Genomic DNA, 25,131 nt, shown 5'->3' on the forward strand with positions numbered 1-25,131 from the left:
CACAAACGTGCCAATGGCCGAGTCTAACGGGGCTGAGGTGTGCGAATGAGCCCGTGGGCGGCTGGAACCGGCTCAGAGCAGATAGGCCGGGGCGCCCACGGGCAACGTAAATCGGAACTGGGCGCCGCCGCCGGCCGCGCGGCCGACCGTGATGGTCCCGCCGTGGACCTCGACGATGCCCTTGACGATGTACAGGCCCAGGCCGGTCCCGCCGCGCTTGCTTCCCCGCCAGAAGCGGGTGAAGACGCGGCCCATCGACTCCTCGGGGATGCCGGGACCTTCGTCGCTCACGGTGACTGCCGTTCCTGCCGACTGGTTCTTGAGGGGCGCGGACGCCACTTCGATGGTGACGGTTCCCTCGCCGTGCCGCACCGCATTTTCCAGCAGGTTGCTCAGCACCTGGTCGATCTTGTCGGGGTCGGCCCACAGATCGGGCAGCGGGTGTTCGATCCGTACGAGGAAGCGGTCGGCCGACTGGCCCGCGGCCACGTGCGCCTGGATGTGGCGGGCCACGGCCGCCCCGATGTCGACGGGCTGCCGGCGCAGCTCCATGCGTCCGGAGTCGATACGGGAGATGTCGAGGAGCTCGGCGATCAGCCGGGTCACGCGGTTGGCGTCGGCGTCGACGGTCTCCAGCATCAGCCGCTTCTGGTCGTCGGTGAACCGCTCCCACTTGGCGAGCAGCGTCGCCGTGAAGCCCTTCACGGAGGTGAGCGGCGAGCGCAGCTCATGGGCGACGGTCGCTATCAGTTCGGCGTGACTGCGCTCGGTGCGGCGGCGCGCCTCGGTGTCACGGAGCGAGACGACGACGCGGCGCACCGGTCCGGTGGGCGCGGTGCGCACGTACCGCGCGCAGACCAGGACCTCGCGGCCGCCCGGCAGCAGCAGATTGCGCTCGGGCTGCCCGACGCGGGTGGCGAGACCGCCGTACGGATCGGTGAGCCCCCACCAGCGGCGGCCTTCGAGGTCCTCCAGGGGGAGTACGCGCTCCAGAGGGCGGCCGATCGCGTCGGCACGGCGGACCGCCGTGATACGGGAGGCCGCGCGGTTGAAGCAGATGACGCGGCCGTCCTCGTCGGCGACGACGAGGCCGTCGGGCAGGTCGTCGGGGGCGATTCCCAGGTTCTCCAGGTCGTCCAGGGCGTCAGGGACGTCCGGGCCGCACGAAGGAGGGGCGAAGGCCCTGCCTGCCTCCGCGGTCCTGCCTGTGCCGACAACCATCCCCGTACCCCACCTCTCGAACCGGCAGTGGGCCCCCGAGTGCGTCACCCTACTAGGCGTCGGTGACACGACGACACCCTGTGAGCGCGCGCCGCACAAGCGTGCGGTCGACGCACGGGCGCACCGCTGCTCAGCGGTTCTGCCCGGATGCCGTGGCGCGGCACCCGCCGGCGGCCCGCTGGGCACGGGCGGAGGCGTAGAGACATACGGCGGCGGCGGTCGCGAGGTTCAGGCTCTCGGCCTTGCCGTGGATCGGCACGCGTACGACGGCGTCGGCGAGGTCGCGTGTCTCCTTCGGCAGGCCCCAGGCCTCGTTGCCGAACACCCAGGCGGTGGGGCCGCCCATCGTTCCGTGGTCGAGCTCGGTGTCGAGATCGTGCTCCCCGGCGCCGTCGGCGGCGAGGATGCGTACGCCCGCGACCTTGAGCCCCTGGACGGCCCACTCGACGGGGACGCCGACCGCGACGGGCAGATGGAACAGCGAACCGACGGAGGCGCGCACCGCCTTCGGGTTGTACAGGTCGACGGAGGCGTCGGTGAGGACGACGGCGTCGGCTCCGGCGGCGTCGGCGCAGCGCAGCACGGTGCCGGCGTTGCCGGGGTCGCGGACGTGCGCGAGGACGGCGACGAGGCGGGGGCGGGCCGCGAGGATGTCGTCGAAGTCCGTGTCGAGGAACCGGCACACGCCGACGAGGCCCTGCGGGGTGACCGTCGTCGAGATCTCGCCGATCACCTCGTCGGCGGCCAGGTGCACCCGGGCGCCGGCGGCGCGGGCGTCGGCGACGATGTCGGCGTACCGCTCGGCGGCCTCGACGGTCGCGAAGAGCTCGACGAGCGTGGGCTCACCGCCGTCCCGGTACCGGGCGCCCTCCCGGACCGCCTGCGGCCCCTCGGCGAGGAACCGCCGATCCTTGCCGCGGAAGTTCCGCCTCGCCAGCCGCTTGGCAGCAGCGACACGCGGCGAACGCGGGGAGATCAGCTCGGGAGCGGGCATTGACTCACTTTCGGGTAACGCGAGGCCGTCCGTTGTCGGCAGTCGTTCCGCTGGGGGTCCCCCCAGGCCCTTAAGGCACTGGGGGAGGAACGGGTGGGCACAACCCACGACGCTGGGTGCCCCTCACATTGCGGCGGGAGGGGCGGTGCCCGGACACACACGGACCCGCAGGCCAGAAGGCCTGCGGGTCCGGTAAGGCTCCGGCTCGGCGGCCGTCAGGCCGCCGTCTTCGGCGCGTTGACGTCGCTCGGCAGCGCCTTCTGCGCGACCTCGACGAGCGAGGCGAACGCGTTCGCGTCGTTCACGGCCAGCTCGGCGAGGATCTTGCGGTCAACCTCGACGCCCGCGGCCTTCAGGCCCTGGATGAAGCGGTTGTAGGTGATGCCGTTGGCGCGGGCAGCGGCGTTGATGCGCTGGATCCACAGCTGACGGAAGTCGCCCTTGCGCTTCTTGCGGTCGTTGTAGTTGTAGACGAGGGAGTGGGTGACCTGCTCCTTCGCCTTGCGGTAGAGGCGCGAACGCTGGCCGCGGTAGCCGCTGGCCTGCTCGAGGATCGCCCGGCGCTTCTTGTGGGCGTTGACTGCCCGCTTGACGCGTGCCACTTCTTAACTCCTTGTAGCGGGGCCGTGGTGTGTCGTCACACGACCCGGTATCGAATGGGTCCCGGTCCTGGCGTCGCACGGCCCCAGGTCATCGGGGGCCACGACGTCACTTGCCGAGAAGCTTCTTGATCTTCTTGGCGTCGCCCGGGGCCATCTCGGCGTTGCCGGTGAGGCGACGCGTCAGTCGGGACGACTTGTGCTCGAGCAGGTGGCGCTTGCCGGCGCGCTCACGGAGCACCTTGCCGGAGCCGGTGACCTTGAAGCGCTTGCTGGCACCGCTGTGCGACTTGTTCTTCGGCATAGCGCCGTTCTCTCCTCGTCAGTGGCGCTCCGATGCCCGGTCTTTCAACCGGGCATGCGGGAGCGTCAGATGTTTCGGTTGACATCCCTGAACTGGTGTCCCGGGACCCTTGGACCCCCGGGGCTCCCGTCCTGGGATCAGGCCTCGGCGGAAGCCTCGGCCGGGGCCTCGGCGATCTCCTCGGCGGCGTTCTGCGAACGGCCGGGGTTGGCCTTCGCCTCCGCCTTCCGGGCCGCCTGGGCCTCACGGGCCTCGGCCATCGCCTCGGTCTTCTTCTTGTGCGGCCCGAGGACCATGATCATGTTGCGGCCGTCCTGCTTCGGGTTCGACTCGACGAAACCGAGGTCCTGGACGTCCTCCGCGAGGCGCTGCAGCAGCCGGTAACCCAGCTCCGGCCGGGACTGCTCGCGACCACGGAACATGATCGTGATCTTGACCTTGTCGCCCTGCTTGAGGAACCGGACGACATGACCCTTCTTGGTGTCGTAGTCGTGCGGGTCGATCTTCGGCCGGAGCTTCATCTCCTTGATGACCGTGTGCGCCTGGTTCTTGCGCGCCTCACGGGCCTTCATGGCCGACTCGTACTTGAACTTCCCGTAGTCCATGAGCTTGCACACGGGCGGACGGGCGTTCGCCGCGACCTCGACCAGGTCCAGGTCGTACTCCTGCGCAAGCTCCAGTGCCTTGGCAAGCGGCACAATGCCTACCTGCTCGCCACTGGGACCGACAAGTCGCACCTCGGGAACGCGAATCCGGTCGTTGATGCGGGGCTCGGCGCTGATGGATCCTCCTCGGTAGCACCACGCGACAGTCTGGCGGACAGCCGCGTAACGTCTCTGTTCGTGAGACCTAACCGCGCCGGCGCATGAAAAATGCCCCGGCCGATCACATGCGGGGCTCCTTGCACTACCGGAGCACCGTCGCGTGACAGCGGGGCGCATCGGGCGGACATCGCCCAAGGGGCGAACCGCCTGACCGGTGACCCGCCGCCCCGCTGGGGCGGTCAGGTGGGAGATCGGAGCCTCCACTTGTGGGTCGGACACATGGGTGTCCGACCGGTCATTACGCAAGGCTACCAGCTCTCCCGTGACGGGGCTAATCACCGTGCACCGGACTCCCGCGGACTCGCACCCCCGGCGGGGGCCGCCGCAGCTGGGCCTATCGTGTGGGGCATGAACGACGCGACCCCGACGACCGACGCCTCGGCGCCTGCCGACTCCGCGGCGGCTGCCGCCTCCCCGGTGGCTTCCGAGGAGAACCCCGACTTCGACGCCATGACCCGCGACATCGCGGAGGTTCCCGCGGTCGAGGTGATCGTGACGGTCGCGGTCAACCTGATGAGCGCCGCCGCCGTGAAGCTCGGCCTGACCGAGGACGGCGAGGCGCACAAGGACCTCGACGAGGCACGCAAGCTGGTGCACGCGCTGGCCGGTCTGCTCGACGCGAGCGCGACCGAGATCAGCTCCTTCCACGCGGCCCCGCTGCGCGACGGGCTGAAGTCGCTGCAGCTGGCCTTCCGCGAGGCGTCGCTGGTGCCGGACGAGCCGGGCCAGGGGCCGGGCGAGAAGTACACGGGTCCGGTCTTCGGCTGAGTCGTCGCGGGCCCCGGCCGACGCGCACGGAGGCCCGCACGTCCACCGCCGATGGAACGGACGCCCGCACGCCGCGGCTGACTCACCAAGGCCCGCACGCCCCTGGCTGACGTATGGGGACCCGCATGCCGGAAGCACGCACCAGTCGGCAACAACCACACACAGATGTCAGGAGCGCACGAACAGGGGCTCGCCCGGTGGTGTCGTCCCGGTCGGCAGTACTGCCAGATCGAGGCCGCGGACCAGGCGGGCCCTCAGTGTGTCGTCGCCGGCGATGCGCTCGGCGATGCGCCGGACCGCCTCGGCCGGTGCGGCGGAGGGATCGAGGACGAGGACGAGGGTGCCGTCGGCGTCACCGGGGCCCAGGTGGGCGCGGAGCACCGCGGGCTCGTCGGCGACGGCGGCACGCACCGCTTCGGTGACGGCGGGATCGGCGAGCGGATCGGTGGTGGTGCGGCCCTCGGCGAGCGCGAGCAGGGCGGCTCCGGTGAGCTCGTACGGTACGGGGCCCGCGAGGTCGAGCACGATCGTGTCGGCCTTTTCGTGGGCCGCGGCCTGGAGTGCCTGGTGCAGGGGCACGGCGACGGGGCGGGCGGACGGGTCCCACCGGGCCAGGGAGTCGGTGGACGTGAAGGCGGGCAGTGCCGTGCGCGCGCCGGCCTTGAGGGTGGGCACGGCCATGTCGCTGGTCTTCTCGCGGCGCAGGCCGTGCTCGTCCTCCTCGACCTCGCCGAGCACGGCGACTACGGGGACGAGCAGCCGGGCGCCCCTGAGCGCCGCCAGCACCGGCTGCTCGGCCGTCCGGTCCTCGGCCCAGGCCGCGAGCGCGGCGCTCAGCGCGGGGTCGGCCGAGCCGTCGTCGTCGGAGAAACCGGGGTCCGGGATGTTCTTGTTCGCCACGGTCCGACCCTACCGAGCCGTCGGACGGCACCCGCAGGCGGCATGAGGCCGGCTTCTCCTGCCTCGGCAGGCGGTCTTCGTGGTCCCCTTCATGGTCTATTGCAGTACCTCGTCGCCGTCCCGGCGGCGAAGGCGGCGGTGTCCGCGGTTTCGGAGCTGGACGCGTAGAGCACCCCCGGTGTGCCGACCCGGCCGCGGGGCGCAGCTGCGGGCGATGGGCCTGGACCGGCCGCGGGCAGTGTGCCGGCCCGGCTGCGGCGGCCGCGGGGCGGTGGGCCGCGGTGGTGTGCCGCCCGGCCGCGGGGGCGCTCGCGGCGTCGGGTCAGCCGCCCGGGCGGCGAGCCGCGCCCAGGCCGGGGCCGCGTCCCCGTCCCCGTCCCCGCCACAGCACCACCGCCGCCGCCAGCAGCACGGCGCCCAGGCCGCCCGCGAGCGGGCCGATCCAGTCCGTCGAGGCTCCGCCGGAGCCGGAGTCGCTGGGGCCCGGGCCGAAGTACTTCTTGCCGTATCCCGCCGCGCGCAGGTCGTCCGGCGGGACCTCGGCGCCCTCGCGGATGGCGGCCGCGGGGTCGACGAGGCCGAAGCCGCGGGAGTCGTCGCGACCGTCGGCCGGAGGGTTGCGGGCGGTGTCCTCGAGGAGCTGTTTGATCTGGGCGGGGTCCAGGCCGGGGTGGGCGGCGCGGATGAGCGCGACGGCGCCGGAGACGAAGGCCGCAGCGGCGCTCGTGCCCCAGCCCTCGTAGTAGTCGCGGTCCGGGTTCGCGATGGCGATGTCCACGCCGGGCGCGCTGACGGTCGCGTACCAGCGGCGGGTGGAGAAGGACGCGCGCGTGCCGTAGCGGTCGACTGCGGTCACCGCGATCACGCCGGGGTAGGCGGCCGGGTACGAGATGTGGTCGCCCTCCTCGCCGCCGTTGCCGGCGGAGGCGACGACGGCAGCGCCCTTCTTGAGCGCGTACTGGACGGCCGCGTCCTCGGAGGGTTCCGGGTGCGCCGACTTCGAGTCGTCGCCCAGCGAGAGGTTGATGACGTCGGCGCCGTGGTCGGCGGCCCAGCGGATGCCCTCGGCGAGGGCGTTGCCGCGGGTGCTGCGAGCCCTCTTCCGGGACGGGTCGCCGTCCTCCAGGATCACCCGGACCGGGAGGATCTTGGCCTCCGGAGCGACGCCGAGCACGCCGTCGGCGTTGCCCACGCCGTGTCCGTGGCCCGCGATGATCCCGGCCATGGCGGTGCCGTGCTGCGCCCAGGACTTGTCGCCGCGCTCCGCGCCGAAACCGACCATGTCCTTGCCCTGGAGGACGTTCCCCGCGAGGTCGGGGTGCGTGCCGTCCACACCGGTGTCCAGTACGGCGACGGTGATGCCCTTGCCCTTCGTCGTACGCCATGCCTCCTGGGTGTGCAGCGCCTCCAGGCCCCACTGGCGCGCGCGGATCGTGTCGGCGTGGGCCGCGGTGGCGGGGAGCAGGGCGAGTACGAAGGCGAGAGGGGCGGCCAGGAGGGCGGGCCCGATGCGCTTCATGAGGGTTGCTCCGTGGCCGCGGTGACGGTCTTGCGCAGACTCCGCTCGATACGGTCCGCGAGCCCCTTCGCCTCGTGGCCCAGACCCGCCTGGGCGGGGGCCGTCGTGGCGCCGGACTTCATGGCGGCAGCGGCGGGCTGCGGTTCCTCGACGGTGCGGCCGTCGGCGAAACCGGAGACCGCGTAGACGACGACCGGGGCGTCGGTGAGTACCGAGATGGTCCACGACGCCCGCTGGTCGTCGCCGAAGTCGTCGGCGACCGTGCCTTTCGCCGGGTACGGATGGGGCATCAGATCGGCGCGCCGGTCGAGCCCTTCGTCCTCGAAACGGGTGTGCAGCGCGCCCATGCCCTCGGCATCGGCCTCGGTGAACATGAGTCCGACCGTCGTGACGTTGCTGCGAGTGGCGTCCGTGTAGGTGGCGCGCAGCAGGCGCAGACAGCCGACGGGGGCCAGCGCCTTGCGCAGCAGCGGGTCGAAGGCGGTCTTGCACCCGCTGTCCGGGGCGACTGCGATCCGCGTCCAGACGCGGTCGGCTCCGCCCGGGCCCGTGCCCTCGCCCTTGACGACGGGCGGGAAGAGCTGGTCGACGGGAACGCTGTGCCACAGATCGCCGGCCGCCGCGAAGGAGCTCTGGCCGCCGGCCGCCGCGGAGCTGTCTCCGGTCAGCCAACTCCCGGTCGCCGCACCGCCGATGAGCCCCAGGCCGAGCACGACGCAGGCCACGGCGGCCGCGGCCCGCGTCCGGCTCCGCGCCGCCACGACGGGCCGCAGTCGTGTGGTGTCGTCGTCGTACGCCTCGGGCTGCGCGAAGAAGACGTACGGCCGTCCGGCTCCAGGACCGGGCGTCGGACCGACGGCGTGGGTGGCGGTTCCAGCCGCAGTGCCGGTGCTCGCGGTACGGGCGGTACTTGCAGTACGTGAGGGGCCTGGAACCGTCGGGAACGCGGGCGTAGGGCCGGTGGCGTGTGGGAACGCGGCGATGGGCATACCGGCGGCCGGGGTCGTGGCCGGGGACGCGGCAACCGGGGCTCGGCTGGCCGCAGTCGGGGCGGACGAGGACGCGGTCGCGGTCGCGCGCGTTCCGGCGCTACCCGGTCGGCTGTCGTCCGTGATGGGGCGCAGACGGGTGGTCGTCTCGGCGGGCCGCTCCGCGGAAGCCACGGACGACCCGGAACCGGGCAGCCCACCCTTCGGCCCGTCGTCCTCGGACGCCGGGCCCGACGCGACGCGTCCGACCACGTCGTCTTCCGCCCGCGCGGGCACCACGGCCTGAGCCGCCGACCGGGCCGGAGGAACCACCGGACGCGCGGGTGGAGTCGGCGGGGGCGGCGGGAAGGCGGCGTCCCGGGCACCGGCGCTCGGAGGGGCGGTGGGCCGAGGCGGTACGACCGGGCGTACGCCGTCGCCGGGGCGTGGCCCGTCACCGGGGCGTGCGCCATCGACCGGGCTTACGCCTTCACCGGGGCGTGCCCCATCGACCGGGCGTACGCCGTCCGCAGGGCGTGCCCCCTCGACCGGCCGTACGCCGTCGCCGGACGCCGTGCGGCCGGACCCGCCTGCGTCGCTCCACTCGCCGGCTCCAGGGGCGACCGTCGGTCGCGGCGGCACAGCCACGGGCGGGCGCGGTGGAACCGCGGGAGCGACGGGTGCGGCATCCGGGATGCGCGTCGAACCAGTCGGTGTCGGCGGTGCGTTGGTGGAGCGCACTGATCCGCTCGGTGCCGACGAGTGGGCCGAGATGGTCACTGATCCCTTCGATGCCGACGAGGGGTCCGGGGGGCTCACTGATCCCGTCGATGCCGACGAGGGGTCCAGGGGGCTCACTGATCCCAGCGATGCCGCTGGGGCGGGCATGGAACCCCCCGAGGCCATCGAAGCATCCGGGGCGCGCATGGAACCCGCCGATGCCGACGAAGCATCCGGGGCGCGCACGGAACCCCCCGATGCCGACGAAGCATCCGGGGCGCGCACGGAATCCCCCGAGACCGGCGTCGCCTCCGGACGACGCACCGATCCCGTAGGTGCCGCCGGGGCCCCGGGGAAGGGCGCCGGGGGCGGTGGTGCATCCGGGAAGCGCGCCGAAGCTGCCGGAGGCGGCGGGTCCGCAGGCGCGGCCTTCTCCCATGCGGCTGAGGTGGGCAACGGCAGCGGGAAGCGTGCTCCGTCTCGCGTCGGCTGCGTCTGTTCGTCGCTCCGCCCGGCTGCCTGCGCGCCCTCCGGGAGACGGCCCGAACCGGCCGCGGACACCGCCGCCTCGCCCTCCACCGAGCGCACATCAACCGCAGAACCCGGCAGCCCTCCGGCCTGTGCCGCCGCCCGGTCCGGATCAGCCGACCGGGGCCCGTCCTTCTCCGGCAGCCGGGGCTCGCCCCGTTCCGGGCGCTCTTCCGAAGCCCCGGACCGGGCACCGTCCAGGCTCGCGTCCGCAGGTGTACGAGGAGGTGTCGCCGGGCGCGGCGGGGTAGGGGCGCGTCGTGGTTCGGCGCTCATGCACCCCCCGTTTCCTGGTGCCCGGCCGCGGCCCCCGAGGCAGACCGGCCGGGAGCGGCCCGTCGCCCTTCAGGCACAGGCGCGTCGCGTACTTCCCTGCGTGCGCGTCACTCTACGGGCTGACACGGCTCGAACGGGAACCGGTCCCACAGGCCAGGGTGATCTGCCCGGAACATCCCCCTACCCTGCGGTAATTCAGTCTGGCAGGCTTCGGCCATGACTGCCCGTGCCACCGACCGAGCCCGGTACGACCGGGCCACCGCCCACCTCGAGGCGCCCGTCGCGATCGTGGATCTGGACGCCTTCGACGCCAACGCCGCGGATCTCGTACGGCGGGCCGGAGGCAAGCCGATCCGGGTCGCCAGCAAGTCCGTTCGCTGCCGGGCGCTGCTCGAACGCGTGCTGGCCCGTGAGGGGTTCGCCGGGATCATGTCGTTCACGCTCGCCGAGTCGCTCTGGCTCGCGCGTTCCGGGTGCGACGACATCCTGCTCGCCTATCCGTCGGCTGACCGGAAGGCGTACGCCGAGCTGACGAGCGACCCCAAGCTCGCGTCCGCCGTGACCGTGATGATCGACGACCCGGCGCAGCTCCATCTCATCGACGACGCCCGGGACGGCGGCCGCGAGGAGGTACGGGTGTGTCTGGAACTGGACACCTCGCTGCGGCTGCTCGCCGGACGGATACGGGTGGGAGCGCTGCGCTCGCCCCTGCACTCCCCCACCCAACTCGCTGAGATGGCCCGTGTGGTGGCTCGCCGGCCGGGGTTCCGGCTGGTCGGCGTGATGGGGTACGAGGGGCACATCGCGGGTGTCGGCGACTCCGTCGCCGGGCGGCCTCTGCGGTCACGCGCGGTCCGGCTGATGCAGGCGGCGGCCCGGCATGAGCTCGCCGAGCGCCGCGCGGAGGCGGTACGTGCGGTGCGCGCCGTGGCGCCCGATCTGGAGTTCGTGAACGGCGGCGGCACGGGCAGCGTGCAGCACACCGCCGCCGAGGACGCGGTCACGGAGATCGCGGCCGGCTCGGGGCTGTACGTGCCCCGGCTCTTCGACAACTACTCGTCGTTCAGCGGGCGTCCGGCCGCGCTGTTCGCGCAGCCCGTCGTCCGCAGGCCGGGGGTGGGCGTGGTGACCGTGCTGGGCGGCGGGTACCCCGCGTCGGGGGCCGCGGGCACCGACCGGCTGCCGGTGCCGTATCTGCCGGAGGGCCTGCGGTACGACGCCCAGGAAGGGCCCGGGGAGGTGCAGACCCCGCTGCTGGGTGGCCCCGCGGACGATCTGCTGATCGGCGACAAGGTGTGGTTCCGGCACGCCAAGGCCGGGGAGCTGTGCGAACGGTTCGAGGAGCTGCACCTGATCCAGGGGGAGACCGTGACGGCGACCGTGCCGACGTACCGGGGCGAGGGGCGCACGTTCCTCTGAGGCGCCCTGCGGAAGGACATGGTGAGGCGGACTGCCGTCCAGCCGTCGCCCGGCGGCCCCGCCCCGCCGCCCCGCCGCCGCGTCGCCGCGTCGCCGCGTCGGCCGGTGGCGGGTGCTTCACCGGGCCGGAGACGGGACTACAGCGGCGTGACGTACGCCCCCGAAATCCCCCCGTCCACAAGGAAGTCCGTGGCGTTGACGAACGACGAGTCGTCGCTCGCAAGGAACGCCACCGCGGCTGCGATCTCCTCGGCCTCGGCGAACCGGCCCACGGGAATGTGGACGAGGCGCCGCGCGGCACGCTCCGGGTCCTTCGCGAACAGCTCCTGCAGCAGCGGGGTGTTGACCGGACCGGGGCAGAGCGCGTTGACGCGGATGCCCTCGCGGGCGAACTGCACGCCAAGCTCACGGGACATGGCCAGGACGCCGCCCTTGGAGGCGGTGTACGAGATCTGCGAGGTCGCGGCGCCCATCCGGGCCACGAACGACGCGGTGTTGATGATGGAGCCCTTGCCCTGGCGCCGCATGTAGGGGATGGCAGCCTTGCAGCACAGGTAGACGGAGGTGAGGTTGACCTCCTGGACCCGCTTCCACGCCTCCAGTCCGGTGTCCAGGATGGAGTCGTCGTCGGGCGGCGAGATGCCCGCGTTGTTGAAGGCGACGTCGACGCTGCCGTAGGTGTCGTACGCGGTCTTGAACAGCGCCTCCACCTGCTCGGGGTCGGTGACGTCGACCTTCACGAAGGTTCCGCCGACCTCCTCGGCGGCGGCCTTGCCGCTCTGCTCCTCGACGTCGCCGCAGACGACGTTCGCACCCTCGGAGGCGAGCCGGCGCACGGTGGCTAGGCCGATGCCGCTGCCGGCTCCGGTGATGACGGCGGTACGGCCGACAAGGCGGCGGCAGACGGGCTGCTCGGTCTGCGCTGTCCGCTCGGTCTGCGCCGCCTGCTCGGTCTGCTCTGTCTGCTCGGTCATGGGTGGCTCAGGCCTCCGTGCTGATGAAGACGTTCTTGGTCTCGGTGAAGGCGGTGAGGGCGTCGGGTCCGAGCTCACGGCCGAGCCCCGACTGCTTGTATCCGCCGAAGGGGGTCCAGTAGCGCACGCTGGAGTGGGAGTTGACGGACAGGTTGCCTGCCCGCACCGCCTGGGACACGCGCAGCGCCCTGCCCACGTCCCGCGTCCAGATCGAGCCGGACAGGCCGTACTCGGTGGCGTTGGCGAGCCGTACGGCCTCGGCCTCGTCCTCGAAGGGCAGGACGACGGCGACCGGCCCGAAGACCTCCTCGACGGCCACGCGCGCGTGCGGGTCGACTTCGGTGAGGACGGTGGGCGGGAACCAGAAGCCGGGGCCTTCGGGTGCGGTGCCGCGGATTCCGGGCGCGTCCCCGGAGACGTATGAGGTGACCCGCTCCAGCTGGGTCTTGGAGATCAGCGGGCCCATCTGCGTCTTCTCGTCGGCGGGGTCGCCGACGACGACGGACTCGACGGCCGGGGCGAGGAGCTCCAGGAAGCGGTCATACACCGTGCGCTGGACGAGGATGCGGGTGCGGGCGCAGCAGTCCTGGCCGGAGTTGTCGAGGAACGACATCGGCGCGCTGAGGGCGGCCGCCTCGATGTCCGCGTCGGCGAAGACGATGTTGGGGCTCTTGCCGCCCAGTTCGAGGGTCACGCGCTTCACGCGGTCGGCGCACTTCGCCATGATCTGCTTGCCCACGCGCGTCGACCCGGTGAAGACGATCTTCGCGACTCCCGGGTGTTCGACGAGGGCGTTCCCGGCCACCGGGCCCTCCCCCGGCAGCACCTGGAAAAGGTGCTCGGGAAGGCCCGCCTCCAAGGCGAGTTCGGCCAGCCGCAGCGCGGTCAGGGGCGTGGTCTCGGCGGGCTTGAGGATCACCGCGTTGCCCGCCGCGAGCGCGGGGGCGGTGCCCCAGGCGGCGATCGGCATCGGGAAGTTCCAGGGCGCGATGACGCCGACCACGCCGAGCGGTTCGAGGAGCGTGACGTCGAGGCCGCCGGGGACCGGGATCTGGCGGCCGTTCAGCCGCTCTACTCCCCCGGCCGCGTAGTCCAGCAGGTCGCGGACGTTGCCGGCCTCCCAGCGGGCGTTGCCGATGGTGTGGCCCGCCTCGGTGACCTCCAACCGCGCGAGTTCTTCGAGGTGTTCGTCGACGACGGCGGCGAAGCGGCGCAGCGCACGCGCCCGGTCGGCGGGAGAGAGGGCGGCCCACCTCGCCTGGGCATCGGCGGCACGTACGACGGCCGCGTCCACGTCCTGAGCGGTGGCGCCCCGGACGGTCGCGACGACCTCCTCGGTGGCCGGATTGAGCACCTGGAGCTCGCAAGACTCGTACGACAAGAAGGGCCTCACATGCGTTCGAAGGAGCGGCGGAGCTCCCAGTCGGTCACCGCTGCCTCGAAGGCGTCCAGCTCGACGCGCGCCATGTTGCGGTAGTGCGCGACCACCTCGTCACCGAAGGCGGCCTTGGCGATGGGGCTCGTCTCCCAGAGCTCGGCGGCCTCGCGGAGCGTGGTGGGGACGTGCTCGTAGTCCGCGGCGTACGCGTTCCCGGCGCAGGGCTCCGGCAGCTCCAGCTTCTGCTCGATGCCGTACAGGCCGGCCGCCACCAGGCCCGCGACGGCGAGATGCGGGTTGACGTCGCCGCCCGGCAGCCGGTTCTCGAAGCGCATGGAGCGGCCGTGGCCGACGACGCGCAGGGCACAGGTGCGGTTGTCGTATCCCCAGGCGACGGCGGTGGGCGCGAAGGAGCCGGGCTGGAACCGCTTGTACGAGTTGATGTTGGGGGCGTAGAGCAGCGAGAAGTCGCGCAGGGCGGCCAGCTGGCCGGCGAGGAAGTGGCGCATGACCTCGGACATGCCGCCAGGGCCGGCACCGGCCATGGCATTGCTGCCGTCGGCGCCGGCGAGCGAGAGGTGGATGTGGCAGGAGTTCCCCTCGCGCTCGTTGTACTTGGCCATGAAGGTCAGCGAGACGCCCTCCTGGGCGGCGATCTCCTTGGCTCCGGTCTTGTAGACGGCGTGCTGGTCGCACGTCACCAGGGCCTCGTCGTACTTGAACGCGATCTCGTGCTGGCCGGGGTTGCACTCGCCCTTGGCGGACTCGACGGTCAGGCCCGCGCCCGCCATGTCGTTGCGGATACGGCGCAGCAGGGGCTCGATACGGCCCGTGCCGAGCACCGAGTAGTCGATGTTGTACTGGTTGGCCGGGGTCAGGCCGCGGTAGTTCGCGTCCCAGGCCTGCTCGTACGTGTCCTTGAAGACGATGAACTCGAGTTCGGTGCCGACCTGGGCGGTGAAGCCGTGCTCGGCGAGGCGCTCCAGCTGGCGGCGGAGGATCTGCCGGGGTGCGGCGACCACCGGCGAGCCGTCGTTCCAGGCGAGGTCGGCGATCAGCATCGCCGTGCCCTCGTTCCAGGGGACCCGGCGGAGCGTGCTGAGATCCGGGTGCATGGCGAAGTCGCCGTAGCCGCGGTCCCAGGAGGACATGTCGTAGCCGTCGACCGTGTTCATCTCCGTGTCGACGGCGAGAAGGTAGTTGCAGCCCTCCGTGCCGTGGTCGAGGACCTCGTCGAGGAAGAAGCGCGCGGCGAACCGCTTGCCCTGGAGCCGCCCCTGCATGTCGGGGAAGGCCAGGACGACGGTGTCGATGTCGCCGCTGGCGACGAGTGCGTGCAGTTCCTCGACACTGAGCGGCGGTGTGCGGTTTGCTGTGCCGTCTGCCACGGGAGGGCCTCCTTCGGTCAGCCGAGGCCACTTAAGGTATTACTGAGAACCATTGCTTGGGAAGGGTTCGCGAACGTTTCCGGAAGGGGGTACGCCCGTATGTCAGGGGCCGATGCCGACGACCGGCTGGCACCGGTGCTCCGGCCGGTGCGGGCCGGCAACGGCTTCGAGGAGGCGCTGGAGCAGATCCTCCAGGTGGTCCGGCTCGGTCTGGTGCCCGGCGGCGGGCGGCTGCCGTCCGAACGCGAGCTGGCCGACCGCCTCGGCATCAGCCGGGTGACGCTGCGCGAGGTACTGAGGGTCCTGCAGGACGAGGGCCTGGTGGAGTCCCGGCGCGGGCGCTACGGCGGCACGTTCGTCGTACCGCGGACCGGCATACCCGGCGAGGACGAGCTGCGGCGGCGCATCGAGAAGACCGACGTCGAGGACGTGCTGCGGTTCCGCGAGGTGCTGGAGGTCGGCGCTGCAGGCCTGTGCGCGGCACACGGTCTGACGGGCGAGCAGGCCCAGCGGCTGCGGGACGCCCTCGCCGGGACCCAGGACGCACCGCTCGCCGACTACCGGCGGCGCGACACGCTGCTCCATCTGACGCTGGCGGAGCTGTGCGGGTCGCCGTCGCTGGCCGCCCAGTACGCGGCCGTGCGCGCGCAGGTCAACGACCTGCTGGACTGCATCCCGCTGCTGGTACGGAACCTGGAGCACTCCCAGCACCAGCACACCGCCCTGGTGGAGGCCGTGCTCGACGGGGACGCCGACGGGGCGCGCGAGATCATGCGGGAGCACTGCGCGGGCACGGCGGCGCTGCTGAGGGGCTTCCTGACGTTTAGCAGCGGTTGACCGGCGCTGTGACGCGGGGCTTGATTTCCTCTGGGGAGTGCCGCAAAGGTTTGACTTTGTTCCATTGAACGCGCCACGCGCCAGGTCGCAGTCGCACACGGGCGCCACGTACGTCGAAGGGGTGCATGGTGAGCAGCAGGCCGCTGATCGGTGTCAGTACCTATCTCGAGTCCGGGGCCCGCTGGGGCGCCTGGGAGCTGGACGCGGCGCTGCTGCCCGCCGGCTATCCGCGGCTCGTGCAGGCCGCGGGCGGACTGGCCGCGATGCTGCCGCCGGACGACCCCGCGCACGCCGAATCCGCGCTCGGGCGACTGGACGGGCTCGTCATCGCGGGCGGTCCGGACGTCGAGCCGGTGCGGTACGGGGCGGAACGCGACCCGCGCACGGGGCCGCCCGCCCGCGAGCGGGACGCGTGGGAACTCGCCCTGATCGACGCGGCATTGGCGTCCGGCACGCCGCTGCTCGGCATCTGCCGCGGCATGCAGTTGCTGAACGTGGCGCTGGGCGGCACCCTCGTCCAGCACCTGGAGGGCCACACCAAGGACGTGGGCGTGTTCGGGCGGCACCCGGTGACGCCGGTGCCGGGCACGCGCTACGCGAACGCCGTCCCGGAGGAGACGTCCGTACCGACGTACCACCACCAGGCGGTGGACCGGCTCGGCGAAGGCCTGCGGGTCTGCGCGCACGCCCAGGACGGTACCGTCGAGGCCGTGGAGCTGCCGGGCCCCCACTGGGTGCTGGGCGTGCAGTGGCATCCGGAGATGGGCGAGGACCTGCGGGTGATGCGGGCGCTGGTCAGCGCCGCTGCTTCCGCCGCATAGCGCGGTGCGGTTTCGCACCCCGTAAGGGGCGCGCGGCTGTATCGATGTGCGGCTGCGCCGCGATGGGGGTCCCCCTGTTCGAGCGAAGCCGAGAACTTGGGGGAGCGACCAGCCCCCACCGTCCCGCGGATTGTTCACCGCGCTTCCAGCGGAGCGCTCAGCGCTGCTTCCTCCGCCTCTTCCGCAGACGCTTCCTGAGCCATTCGAGGGCGGCCTCGCCCTGCGCGTACTGGAAGGCCCTGACCGTCGGCAGTCCGGGCGGGGCGGGCCGGCGCGCCTGCTGCACGAAGAAGCCGGCGAGGGCGGCGAGCACCGACGTGACACCCCGCGGGTCGGCGTCCCGGCCCAGCGGATGGCTGGTGAACACCTCATCGGGGTCCGGACCACCCTGGGCGCGTACGCACGGCAGCATGACGAGGAGGTCGAACCACGGCGCGGCGAGCGAGGCATGGGGCCAGTCGACGAAGACCACGCGGTCGTCGGCGGTGAGCAGCATGTTGTCGGCGCGCAGATCGCCGTGGGCGAGCGTGTCGCCTGCGGCGAAGTCGGCCCAGGGGGCGGCCAGTTCGGCGAGATCGTGCAGATGGCGGCGGGCCCACGGGTCGAGCGTGTGGGTGTCCCTCGCGGCGATCAACTGTTCCCATCCACGGAAGGCGTCCGCCTCCCGCTCGGCGACGGTCGGGGCCTCGACCGGGGACGGGCTCAGGGCGTGCGCGAGGTCGTTGACGGCCTCGAGGACTCGGTGGAACTCGTCCTCGCGCCACGGCACATGGGGCTGATGCCCGACGATGTCCTCGTAGACGAGGGCCACCCATGTGCCGTCGTCGTACGAGCCGAGGAGGCGGGGCGCCGCTATGGTCTCGGGCAGGGCGGCGGCGTTGCGGGCCTCGGTGCGGTGCATGTCGGGGCTGTCCGGGTTGGCCTCGGCGCTCACCGCCTTCACGAAGGCGCGGCGGCCGTCGGCGAGGCGGACGCGGGCGGCGACGCCCGGTGAGAAGCCGCCGCGCTGCGTGGCCGCGTCGATCACAGGGGCGCCGAGCACGTTGGCGACGGCGCCGCGCACATGGACCGGGAGGTGCTCCCAGGGGGTGCGGACTCCGCCGGCCGGAGGGGCGGTGAGAGTCATGTCCGCCATGATTCGCGCCCTCTTGGGCGCGCGCTACCTCATTTTTGCGAGCGGAACGGGGTGGGTGCCCGCCACCGTCGGCGGGCGCCGCAGCCCGCGGGGCCCCTCAGGAGTGCGGGTCCGCGGGGCGTTGCTGTTACGCCGTTCGGGGTACGGGACGATGCCGGGTGCCCGCCGTCGTGGGCTGTGCCCACCCTCCCCCAAGCTCTCGGCTGCGCTCGAGCAGGGGCGACCCCCATCGCCCTGGGGGCACCTCCCAGGCCCTTGAGGCACTGAGGGAGGAACGATTGCCCACAGCGGTAGCGGCACGGAGGCGGCGCGGCGCCACAGCGGAGGCGGTGCGGCACCCACAGCAGCAGCGGCACGGCGCCCGCAGCCGGAGGCGGCGCGGTGCCCGCGGCGGTATCGGCGCGGCGCCCGCAGCCGGTAGCGACACGGTGCCCGCGGCGGTATCGGCGCGCTGCGCGCTGCTGCTAGCCGCACGCTTCTCTCAGTGCTGCGGTCAGGACCCGTGGGGCCTCGCCGAGGGACGGGCCGTACCACGTCAGGTGGCGGCCGCTGACCAGGGCCGCGGGCTGAGGGAAGGACTCCGGGCCGTCCTGTTCTGTGAAGCGGTACGGCTCGTCCGGGAGGACGATCAGGTCCGGGGCGGAGGCGCGCAGCTCCTCGAGGGGGATGCGGGGGTAGCGCTCGGAATGGGTCGCGTAGACGTTGTCGACGCCGAGGCGGGCCAGTACGTCTCCGGCGAAGGTGTCGCGGCCCAGGACCATCCAGGGCCGCCGCCAGACGGGCACCACAGCCCGGATGCGGCGCCCGGATTCCCGGCCCCCGGAGTCGGGCGGCAGGCCGCCGTCCGACCACGCCGTCTCCGCCTCGTCGAGCCAGCGCGGCCTCGTACGCGCCCCGCACGCGGTCAGCACGCGGTCCAGCTCGCGGAAGGCGGCCGGCACGGCGCGGACCTCGGTGACGAGCACCTCGATGCCCGCCGCCCGCAGGGCGTCGAGGTCCGGCTCCCGGTTCTCCTCCTCGTTGGCGATCACGAGGTCCGGGGCGAGTTCGGCGATCCGGTCCGTCTTCGGGTTCTTGGTGCCGCCGATGCGTGCGACGTCGAGGTCCGCGGGGTGGCTGCACCAGTCGGTGGCCCCCACCAGCGCTCCCGGCAGCGTCGCCGCGATCGCTTCGGTCAGCGACGGCACCAGTGAGACGATGCGTGCGCCGGTCATGATCACCCCACTTGCTCCACTCGAACGCTCGAACGGATGACGGCATCCGGCTCTCCGAACAGGACCCGATGAACCGGATGAACTGGATGAACCTGATGAACTGGATGGACTGGCTGAACCGGATGAGCACGATGGGCGGAGAACCGGTCAGCGGCGCGGGTCCTCCGCCGCCTCGATGTACTCCGCCACGGCCACGACGAGCACGCGCGTGTCCGGCACCGTGGCCCGCCAGCGGTGCCGGGCGCCACCGGTCAGATACAGGGTGTCGCCGCGGCCGAGCCGGTAGGCCCTGCCCTCCGCCTCCACCTCGACCGCACCGTCGGCCACGTACATCAACTTGTCGTTCCGGTGGTGGAACTCCCGCCCGGCGTCCTGGTCGCCGGTGAACTCCAGAGCGTGCATCTGGTGGCGGCCCGACACCAGGGGGCGTACGTGGGCTTCGCCGACGGGGCCGGTAGCCGCCTCGGCCCGGACGACGGCGACGCTGCGCGCCGGGTCGGCGGCGGCGAGCAGCTCCACGGCCGTGGTGCCCAGCGCGTCGGCGACCCGCTGGAGGGAGCGCATGCTGGGGCGCGCACGCTCGTTCTCCACCTGGCTCAGGAACGGCACAGAGAGACCGCTGCGCTCGGCCACGACGGCGAGGGTGAGCTCCAGTGCCCTGCGCCGCCGCCGGACGGCCGCGCCCACCCGAAGGGTCTCTTTGCTGTCGTCCATCGCTTCGGCTCCCTCCTGTGCATCGTCATGGTCGGGCCGTACATGGGCCACCGGGCACCGACGGTCCTCGGCCGGTCCGGGTGACCCTACGAGCCCGGTGGGGTTCCGGGCCATGTTGAGTTCTCTGCACCCTACGCATGTTCGGCAAACGGTTTCATCTGCCCGTCACATCCTTGTCAACACAATGGCGCGTCATTCGGACTCACCATGCCGCCGACCGGAGTCTCACAGTGCGCGCCAGTACAACAGCTGGCCCGACTCGCCGGGCGCCGCTCCCTCCCGGGGAACGAACAAGCTCATCAGCAGTGCCGGACGGCCGTTCGGAGCAGTGAGCAGGGTCGCCGAGGGATTGGCGAAGCCGCGGCTGCCTCCGTGGGTGCGGATGGCGAGCCGGTCGGCGCGGCCGGTGACGGGATCGTATGCAAAGGTTTGCCAGCTCGCGAAGTCGTTCCGCCACCTCTGTCCCTCGATGAGCACCACGCGCATGCCGTGGAGCCGCAGCGGGGCGCGGTCGCCTATGTTCCCGGCGTTGCCCCATGACTGGACGGCCCGGTCGAGGCGGTGGTCGGTCTCGGCGTGCCAGTGGGCGAAGTCCTTGAGCGTTGCGCGGAGTTGGCGGTCGGTGTCGCAGTTCGCCCGGTAATGGCCGGTGAGCCGGATGGTGTCGCCCTGGACGGCGGTGATGCTGGGCGTGCCCTCGGCGCAGCGCGAGAGGGTGCGGGGCGCGTCGTACGCCCGGTCGGCCCGCCCGGCGAGCAGCGCGGAGAGGTCCTCATAACCCCGTATCGCTATGTGGTTGTCCGGGTCCTTCTCATAGGCGAGGACATAGCCGCCCGTGCCGTCGTGGGCGAGGGACGCCTGGTGGGTGCCGGGGCCGAAGTCGTGGCGGCGCTGCCAGTGCAGCAGGTCCGTGGAGGTGGCGACGGACGCGTGGAAGCGCCCGTCGCCGAGGAACGTGTGGTAGACGGCGAGATAGGTGCCGTCGGGCGCCTGCAGGATGTGCGCGGCGTCCATGGACCGGCCGGTGTCGTCGGCCAGGCCGTAGCGGTACCCGTCCGCGGTGCGTACGTCCCCGGCCAGCTCCGCGAGCCGGGCGGTGGCGAGGGAGGCGGGCGCCGCGCTGGCCTGGGGCATCTGCACCAGCAGCAGCACCGCGGCGACGATGACGGCCCCTGCGGCGGCAAGGCGCACGGGCCGGAGGGGGCTGCGGGCAGCGGCGGTCACGGATGTCGTCTTACGGTCGGCGGGAGGGGGCGGGATGGGACTTGTGGGGCTTGCGAGGCAGGCGTGCCATCGAGCGTACGAATGCCTCAGCGGCCACGGGAACGACATGAGAGGTGGGCTTCGCCACACAGGCGACGCCCACCCCTCATGGGATATCCAGTCGGACTCCGGTCGAGGTCCGCCGGACTCCGGTCGAAGTCCGCTCGGACTCCGGTCGAAGCCCGTTCGGACTCCGGTCGAAGCCCGCTCGGACTCCGGTCGAAGCCCGCTCGGACTCCGGTCGGTCACTGCCGGATCACTGGCCGACTGCGGATTACCGCGGAGCCATCCGCTCCTCGATCCCCGGGTTCTCCTTCACCCAGGCCGCGACCGCCTCTTCCTCCTGGCCCTTGCCGCGCTTCTTGATCTCGTTCTCCAGGCCGGCGAGCTCCTCCTCGCTCATCTTGAAGCCCTTGATCCACTTCGTCAGCTGCGGGTACTGCTCCGGGAACGCCTTGCTGGCGATGGTGCGGATCGTGTCGCCCTTGCCGAACAGGCCCTTGTCGTCCTTCAGCTTGGTCAGGTCGTACTCGCTGTACGCCCAGTGCGGCGTCCAGAGCATGACCGCGATGGGCTCCTTCTTGGCGTAGGCGCGCTTGAGCTCGGCCAGCATGCCGGGCGTCGAGCCGTCGACGACCTCGTACTCCTTGTCCAGGCCGTAGCCGGGCAGCACCTTGCTCTTGAGCAGGTTCATCGTGCCCGTGCCGGGCTCAATGCCGATGATCTTGCCGTTGAAGGTGTCGCCCTTGCCCTTCAGATCCTCGAGCGACTTCACGTCCTTGACGTACGACGGGACGGCGAGCTCCAGCGACGTCGGCCCGTACCAACTGCCGAGGTCGCTGAGGTCGTCGCCGTACTTGTCCCAGTACGACTTCTGCGTGTACGGCAGCCAGCCGTCGAACTGCACGTCGAGCTCGCCCTGGGACAGTGCCGTGTACATCGGGCCGACGGCGAACTGCTTGAGGTTCATCGTGTAGCCGCGGTCCTCGAGGACGTGCTTCCACAGGTATGTGATCGCGATGTCCTCCTCCCACGGGAACCAGGCGACGTTCAGCGTCCGGGCCGCCTCGCCCTGACCCTTGGCGCCCTTGGCCGACTTCGCGACCGGGGCCCACTTGTCGACCAGGCCCGGGTTCTTCTTCAGCCAGGTCTGAACGGCCTCCTGCTCCTTGCCCTTGCCGGACTTCTGGATCTGCGCCTCGAGACCGGTGAGCTGCTCCTCGGTCATCTTGAAGTTCTTGAGCCACTTGGCGACCTCGGGGTTCTCCGAGGCGAAGCCCTTACGGGCGATCGTGTGGACGTCGTCGCCCTCGCCCCAGGCGCCCTTCGGGTCCTTGAGCTTCTTCAGGTCGTAGTCGCTGTAGGCCCAGTGCGGCGACCACAGCGTGACGACGATGGGCTCCTTCTTGGCGTACGCGCGCTTGAGCTCGGCGAGCATCGCGGGCGTGGAGCCGTCCACGACCTCGTACTCGCCCTCCAGGCCGTACTCCTTGAGGACCGTGTCCTTGAGCATGCCCATCATGCCGGCGCTCGGCTCGATGCCGATGATCTTGCCCTTGAACTCGCTGCCCTTGCCCTTGAGGTCCTCGAGGGAGTCGATGCCCTTCATGTACGAGGGCACGGTGAGCTCCAGCGAGGTGGGGCCGTACCACTGGCCCAGGTCGTCGAGCTTGTTCCCGTACTTCTTCCAGTACTCGGCGTGCGTCGTCGGCAGCCAGGAGTCGGTCTGGAAGTCGATCTGCCCCTGGGCGAGACCGGTGTAGAGGGGCCCGGCGGCGTACTGCTTGGTGTCGACCTCGAAGCCGCGCTGCTCGAGGATCTCCTGCCACAGGTACGTGGAGGCGATGCCCTCGTCCCAGGGGATGTAGCCGATGTCGACCTGCTTGCCCTTGCCGACGTCCGTGGACGCCGAGGCGGTGTCGGAGGCCGGAGCGGAGCCGAAGACGCCCATGCCACCCGCGACGAGCGCGAGGACGACGACGCCGACGACCGCGACGGTGGGGCGCAGGCGGTGGCTGAAGATCTTCAGGCCGCCCACGGCGGCGCGCGCCTTGGCGGCGGTGCGGCGGCCCAGCGGCGAGAGCTGGCGGCCGAGGGCGCCGGTCATCCGGTCCAGGTAGATCGCCAGGATGACGATGGCGATGCCCGCCTCGAAGCCGAGGCCGACGTCGAGGTTGCCGATCGCCTCGTTGACGGCGCCGCCGAGGCCGCCGGTGCCGACCATGCCCGCGATGACCACCATCGACAGGCCCAGCATGATCACCTGGTTGACGCCGGCCATGATCGTGGGCAGCGCGAGCGGCAGCTGCACGCGCAGCAGGGTGTTGCGCGGCGTCGTGCCGAAGGCGTCCGCCGCCTCGACGAGCTCCTTGTCGACCTGGCGGATGCCGAGCTCGGTCATCCGTACGCCCGGGGCCAGTGCGAAGATCAGCGTGGCGACGATGCCGGACGGCACGCCCATGCCGAAGAAGAGGATGGCGGGGATGAGGTAGACCATCGCCGGCATCGTCTGCATGAGGTCGAGGACGGGCCGTACGAGGGCGCTGACGGTGTTGGAGCGGGCCGCCCAGATGCCCACCGGCACCGAGATGACCAGCGCGATGATGGTCGCCACCAGCACGAGCGACAGGGTCGACATGGCGTCGTCCCACAGCTCGAGCGAGTCGATCAGCGCGAACCCGGCGAAGGTGAGCACGCCGGGCACGAGGCCGCGCAGCCACCAGGCGATGACCGCGAGGATGCCCACGAGCAGCAGCGGCTCGGGGGCGGACAGGACGGCGTTGATGCCGTCGTACATGCCGTCGACGACCGCCTTGATGGCGTCGAACAGCCAGGCCATGTGGTTGACGAGCCAGTCGACGCCGTCGTTGACCCAGTCGCCGAGATGGATCCTAGGCACCGGCGATCACCTTGCCCTCGGCCTCGTCGCCGCTGCTTGCCGCGTCGTCGGCGGCCTGCGCGGGGGCGGCCTGCGCGGGTGCGGGGACACCGGCGGCGTCCTGCTGCTGGTCGGCGGGCGTCATCGGCTCGCCGAGGACGGCCAGCAACCGGGCGCGCGGTACGACACCGACGAGCTTGCCGTCGGCGTCGGTGACGGCGACCGCCACGCCGCTGGTGGAGCAGGGCGTGAACAGCTCGATGATCGGGGTGTCGGCCGAGACGGTGGCGGGTGCGGCGTCGAGCACGTCCTGCGCGGTGCGCAGTTCCCTGCCCTCGGGCGTCTTCGTGCCGTACGCCGTCTCGGGGTCGGCCATGATCGCGCCCGCGGTCAGTACGCGGGAGCGGTCGACGTCCTGGGTGAACGCGGCGACGTAGTCGTTGGCCGGGGTGACCAGGATGTCCTCGGCCGTGCCGATCTGGACGATGCGGCCGTCGCGCATGACGGCGATCCGGTCGCCGAGGCGCATGGCCTCGTTGAGGTCGTGGGTGATGAAGACGATGGTCTTCTTCAGCCGCTTCTGCAGCTCGAGGAGCTGGTCCTGCATGTCGCGGCGGATCAGCGGGTCGAGCGCGCTGAACGACTCGTCCATGAGCAGCAGGTCGGCGTCCGTGGCGAGCGCGCGGGCGAGGCCCACGCGCTGCTGCATACCGCCGGACAGCTGATCGGGCCAGGACTGCTCCCAGCCCTTCAGGCCCGCGAGCTCCAGCGCCTCGGTGGCACGCTTCTCGCGCTCCGCGCGCGGGACGCCCTGCACCTCCAGGCCGTACGCGGCGTTGTCGAGGACGCTGCGGTGCGGGAACAGCGCGAAGTGCTGGAAGACCATGCTGATCTTCCGGGAGCGGACCTCGCGCAGCTCGCGCGCGCTCAGCGCGGTGAGGTCCTGGCCGTCGAAGCGCACCTGCCCCGCCGTCGGCTCGAGCAGTCCGTTGAGCATGCGCAGCAGCGTGGACTTCCCGGATCCGGACAGACCCATGACGACGAAGATCTGGCCCGGTTCGACCGTGAAGGACGCGTCGATGACCGCGGCGGTCGTGCCGTCGGCACGCAGCTCGTCACGGTCGGCTCCCTGGCGGAGCCTCTCCACCGCGGCCTCGGGTCGTCTGCCGAACACTTTGTACAGGTGCTCTGCTTGCAGCCTGGACACATAAACCTCTCGGGTAGAACGAACACGGCCCGCCTCCCCCGCCGGCGGGCCGTGGAGCGGCACGGGGTCTGCCCGTCTGACCGACCGAGTTCGACCGAGTTGGTTGAAAGTGCGACCGGATCCGCTCCGGGAGCGCGCCTGCCCGGGCTTATGCAGGTCAAACGCAAGAGTGGTTCAGTTCACAGGCGATTCACTTCTGTGACGTAGAGGGGTGTGGGCATCTCGCCGGCATCGGCGGCCGTGCTGTACGGCGGGGCTGTCGGCCTGGGACAGGGATGGGCT

Annotated in this window: 21 protein-coding genes; 4 read left to right on the plus strand and 17 right to left on the minus strand. The window is 71.8% G+C overall.

Annotated elements, in window-relative coordinates; genetic code table 11:
- Positions 1–72: 72 nt before the first annotated feature.
- The 5 genes from H1D24_RS11220 to infC form a co-directional block, all read right to left on the minus strand.
- A complete protein-coding gene (locus H1D24_RS11220; protein ID WP_181657295.1) occupies positions 73–1,221 on the minus strand; it encodes a sensor histidine kinase in 1,149 nt (382 codons plus the stop codon).
- 130 nt (positions 1,222–1,351) lie between these two features.
- Positions 1,352–2,215, minus strand: a complete 864-nt coding sequence (locus H1D24_RS11225; RefSeq protein ID WP_181657296.1) for a TrmH family RNA methyltransferase — start codon at positions 2,213–2,215, stop codon at positions 1,352–1,354.
- Between the two features lie 215 nt (positions 2,216–2,430).
- The gene (gene rplT, locus H1D24_RS11230) at positions 2,431–2,817 is read right to left on the minus strand and encodes a 50S ribosomal protein L20 (RefSeq protein WP_067281263.1); all 387 of its coding nucleotides are present in this window, start codon (positions 2,815–2,817) and stop codon (positions 2,431–2,433) included.
- Between the two features lie 106 nt (positions 2,818–2,923).
- On the minus strand, positions 2,924–3,118 hold the full coding sequence (gene rpmI, locus H1D24_RS11235; protein WP_007829094.1) for a 50S ribosomal protein L35: 195 nt from the start codon (positions 3,116–3,118) through the stop codon (positions 2,924–2,926).
- 137 nt (positions 3,119–3,255) lie between these two features.
- The gene (infC, locus tag H1D24_RS11240; RefSeq protein WP_078067422.1) at positions 3,256–3,900 is read right to left on the minus strand and encodes a translation initiation factor IF-3; all 645 of its coding nucleotides are present in this window, start codon (positions 3,898–3,900) and stop codon (positions 3,256–3,258) included.
- A gap of 390 nt (positions 3,901–4,290) precedes the next feature.
- Between infC and H1D24_RS11245 the strand changes: the two genes are divergently transcribed.
- Positions 4,291–4,710, plus strand: a complete 420-nt coding sequence (locus tag H1D24_RS11245; RefSeq protein WP_374064209.1) for a DUF1844 domain-containing protein — start codon at positions 4,291–4,293, stop codon at positions 4,708–4,710.
- A gap of 168 nt (positions 4,711–4,878) precedes the next feature.
- On the opposite strand, the gene H1D24_RS11250 is transcribed toward H1D24_RS11245, so the two are convergent.
- The 3 genes from H1D24_RS11250 to H1D24_RS11260 form a co-directional block, all read right to left on the minus strand.
- Entirely contained in the window at positions 4,879–5,610 is a 732-nt protein-coding gene (locus H1D24_RS11250; RefSeq protein WP_181657297.1) for an SseB family protein, read from the minus strand.
- Between the two features lie 322 nt (positions 5,611–5,932).
- Positions 5,933–7,129, minus strand: a complete 1,197-nt coding sequence (mycP, locus tag H1D24_RS11255; protein ID WP_181657298.1) for a type VII secretion-associated serine protease mycosin — start codon at positions 7,127–7,129, stop codon at positions 5,933–5,935.
- Positions 7,126–8,370, minus strand: a complete 1,245-nt coding sequence (locus tag H1D24_RS11260) for a hypothetical protein (protein ID WP_309484274.1) — start codon at positions 8,368–8,370, stop codon at positions 7,126–7,128. Before H1D24_RS11260 ends, mycP begins: the two co-directional genes overlap by 4 nt.
- Before the next feature lie 1,467 nt (positions 8,371–9,837).
- Here H1D24_RS11260 and H1D24_RS11265 point away from each other — a divergent pair.
- Positions 9,838–11,040, plus strand: a complete 1,203-nt coding sequence (locus tag H1D24_RS11265) for an amino acid deaminase/aldolase (protein ID WP_181657299.1) — start codon at positions 9,838–9,840, stop codon at positions 11,038–11,040.
- A 137-nt stretch (positions 11,041–11,177) separates the two neighbouring features.
- Here the strand turns inward: H1D24_RS11265 and H1D24_RS11270 are convergent, their stop codons facing one another.
- The 3 genes from H1D24_RS11270 to H1D24_RS11280 are packed head-to-tail and all read right to left on the minus strand — an operon-like array spanning position 11,178 to position 14,780.
- Entirely contained in the window at positions 11,178–12,014 is an 837-nt protein-coding gene (locus tag H1D24_RS11270; RefSeq protein ID WP_181657300.1) for a 3-oxoacyl-ACP reductase, read from the minus strand.
- A gap of 7 nt (positions 12,015–12,021) precedes the next feature.
- Positions 12,022–13,395: an aldehyde dehydrogenase family protein gene (locus H1D24_RS11275; protein ID WP_258563987.1), complete on the minus strand. Its 1,374-nt coding sequence runs from the start codon at positions 13,393–13,395 to the stop codon at positions 12,022–12,024.
- An 8-nt stretch (positions 13,396–13,403) separates the two neighbouring features.
- Positions 13,404–14,780, minus strand: a complete 1,377-nt coding sequence (locus tag H1D24_RS11280) for a glutamine synthetase family protein (protein ID WP_181657301.1) — start codon at positions 14,778–14,780, stop codon at positions 13,404–13,406.
- Positions 14,781–14,879: 99 nt separating this feature from the next.
- On the opposite strand from H1D24_RS11280, the gene H1D24_RS11285 reads away from it, so the two are divergent.
- A complete protein-coding gene (locus H1D24_RS11285; RefSeq protein WP_181657302.1) occupies positions 14,880–15,617 on the plus strand; it encodes a FadR/GntR family transcriptional regulator in 738 nt (245 codons plus the stop codon).
- Positions 15,618–15,742: 125 nt separating this feature from the next.
- Entirely contained in the window at positions 15,743–16,438 is a 696-nt protein-coding gene (locus tag H1D24_RS11290) for a gamma-glutamyl-gamma-aminobutyrate hydrolase family protein (protein ID WP_181657303.1), read from the plus strand.
- A gap of 157 nt (positions 16,439–16,595) precedes the next feature.
- Here H1D24_RS11290 and H1D24_RS11295 read toward each other — a convergent pair whose 3' ends face one another.
- The 6 genes from H1D24_RS11295 to H1D24_RS11320 all read right to left on the minus strand — a co-directional run bounded on the left by H1D24_RS11295 (position 16,596) and on the right by H1D24_RS11320 (position 24,849).
- Positions 16,596–17,564 (minus strand): aminoglycoside phosphotransferase family protein, encoded by a 969-nt coding sequence (locus tag H1D24_RS11295; RefSeq protein WP_181657304.1) that lies wholly within the window; start codon positions 17,562–17,564, stop codon positions 16,596–16,598.
- A gap of 473 nt (positions 17,565–18,037) precedes the next feature.
- On the minus strand, positions 18,038–18,787 hold the full coding sequence (locus tag H1D24_RS11300) for a helical backbone metal receptor (protein ID WP_181657305.1): 750 nt from the start codon (positions 18,785–18,787) through the stop codon (positions 18,038–18,040).
- Positions 18,788–18,934: 147 nt separating this feature from the next.
- The gene (locus H1D24_RS11305; protein WP_181657306.1) at positions 18,935–19,501 is read right to left on the minus strand and encodes a helix-turn-helix domain-containing protein; all 567 of its coding nucleotides are present in this window, start codon (positions 19,499–19,501) and stop codon (positions 18,935–18,937) included.
- A 225-nt stretch (positions 19,502–19,726) separates the two neighbouring features.
- Complete coding sequence (locus H1D24_RS11310; protein ID WP_309484275.1) at positions 19,727–20,725, minus strand: hypothetical protein; 999 nt, start codon at positions 20,723–20,725, stop codon at positions 19,727–19,729.
- A gap of 313 nt (positions 20,726–21,038) precedes the next feature.
- Positions 21,039–23,663, minus strand: a complete 2,625-nt coding sequence (locus tag H1D24_RS11315) for an ABC transporter permease/substrate binding protein (protein WP_181657307.1) — start codon at positions 23,661–23,663, stop codon at positions 21,039–21,041.
- Positions 23,656–24,849, minus strand: coding sequence for a quaternary amine ABC transporter ATP-binding protein (locus tag H1D24_RS11320; RefSeq protein WP_181657308.1), 1,194 nt, complete (start codon positions 24,847–24,849; stop codon positions 23,656–23,658). Before H1D24_RS11320 ends, H1D24_RS11315 begins: the two co-directional genes overlap by 8 nt.
- Positions 24,850–25,131: the final 282 nt, after the last annotated feature.

Source organism: Streptomyces himalayensis subsp. himalayensis, from assembly GCF_013778455.1.
GTDB lineage: Bacteria > Actinomycetota > Actinomycetes > Streptomycetales > Streptomycetaceae > Streptomyces > Streptomyces himalayensis.

Coding starts and splice junctions, on each gene's coding strand:
- H1D24_RS11220 (WP_181657295.1), bottom strand. CDS start 1,221: ATGGTTGTCGGCACAGGCAGGACCGCGGAGGCAGGCAGGGCCTTCGCC.
- H1D24_RS11225 (WP_181657296.1), bottom strand. CDS start 2,215: ATGCCCGCTCCCGAGCTGATCTCCCCGCGTTCGCCGCGTGTCGCTGCT.
- rpmI (WP_007829094.1), bottom strand. CDS start 3,118: ATGCCGAAGAACAAGTCGCACAGCGGTGCCAGCAAGCGCTTCAAGGTC.
- H1D24_RS11245 (WP_374064209.1), top strand. CDS start 4,291: ATGAACGACGCGACCCCGACGACCGACGCCTCGGCGCCTGCCGACTCC.
- mycP (WP_181657298.1), bottom strand. CDS start 7,129: ATGAAGCGCATCGGGCCCGCCCTCCTGGCCGCCCCTCTCGCCTTCGTA.
- H1D24_RS11265 (WP_181657299.1), top strand. CDS start 9,838: ATGACTGCCCGTGCCACCGACCGAGCCCGGTACGACCGGGCCACCGCC.
- H1D24_RS11270 (WP_181657300.1), bottom strand. CDS start 12,014: ATGACCGAGCAGACAGAGCAGACCGAGCAGGCGGCGCAGACCGAGCGG.
- H1D24_RS11285 (WP_181657302.1), top strand. CDS start 14,880: ATGTCAGGGGCCGATGCCGACGACCGGCTGGCACCGGTGCTCCGGCCG.
- H1D24_RS11290 (WP_181657303.1), top strand. CDS start 15,743: ATGGTGAGCAGCAGGCCGCTGATCGGTGTCAGTACCTATCTCGAGTCC.
- H1D24_RS11295 (WP_181657304.1), bottom strand. CDS start 17,564: ATGACTCTCACCGCCCCTCCGGCCGGCGGAGTCCGCACCCCCTGGGAG.
- H1D24_RS11300 (WP_181657305.1), bottom strand. CDS start 18,787: ATGACCGGCGCACGCATCGTCTCACTGGTGCCGTCGCTGACCGAAGCG.
- H1D24_RS11305 (WP_181657306.1), bottom strand. CDS start 19,501: ATGGACGACAGCAAAGAGACCCTTCGGGTGGGCGCGGCCGTCCGGCGG.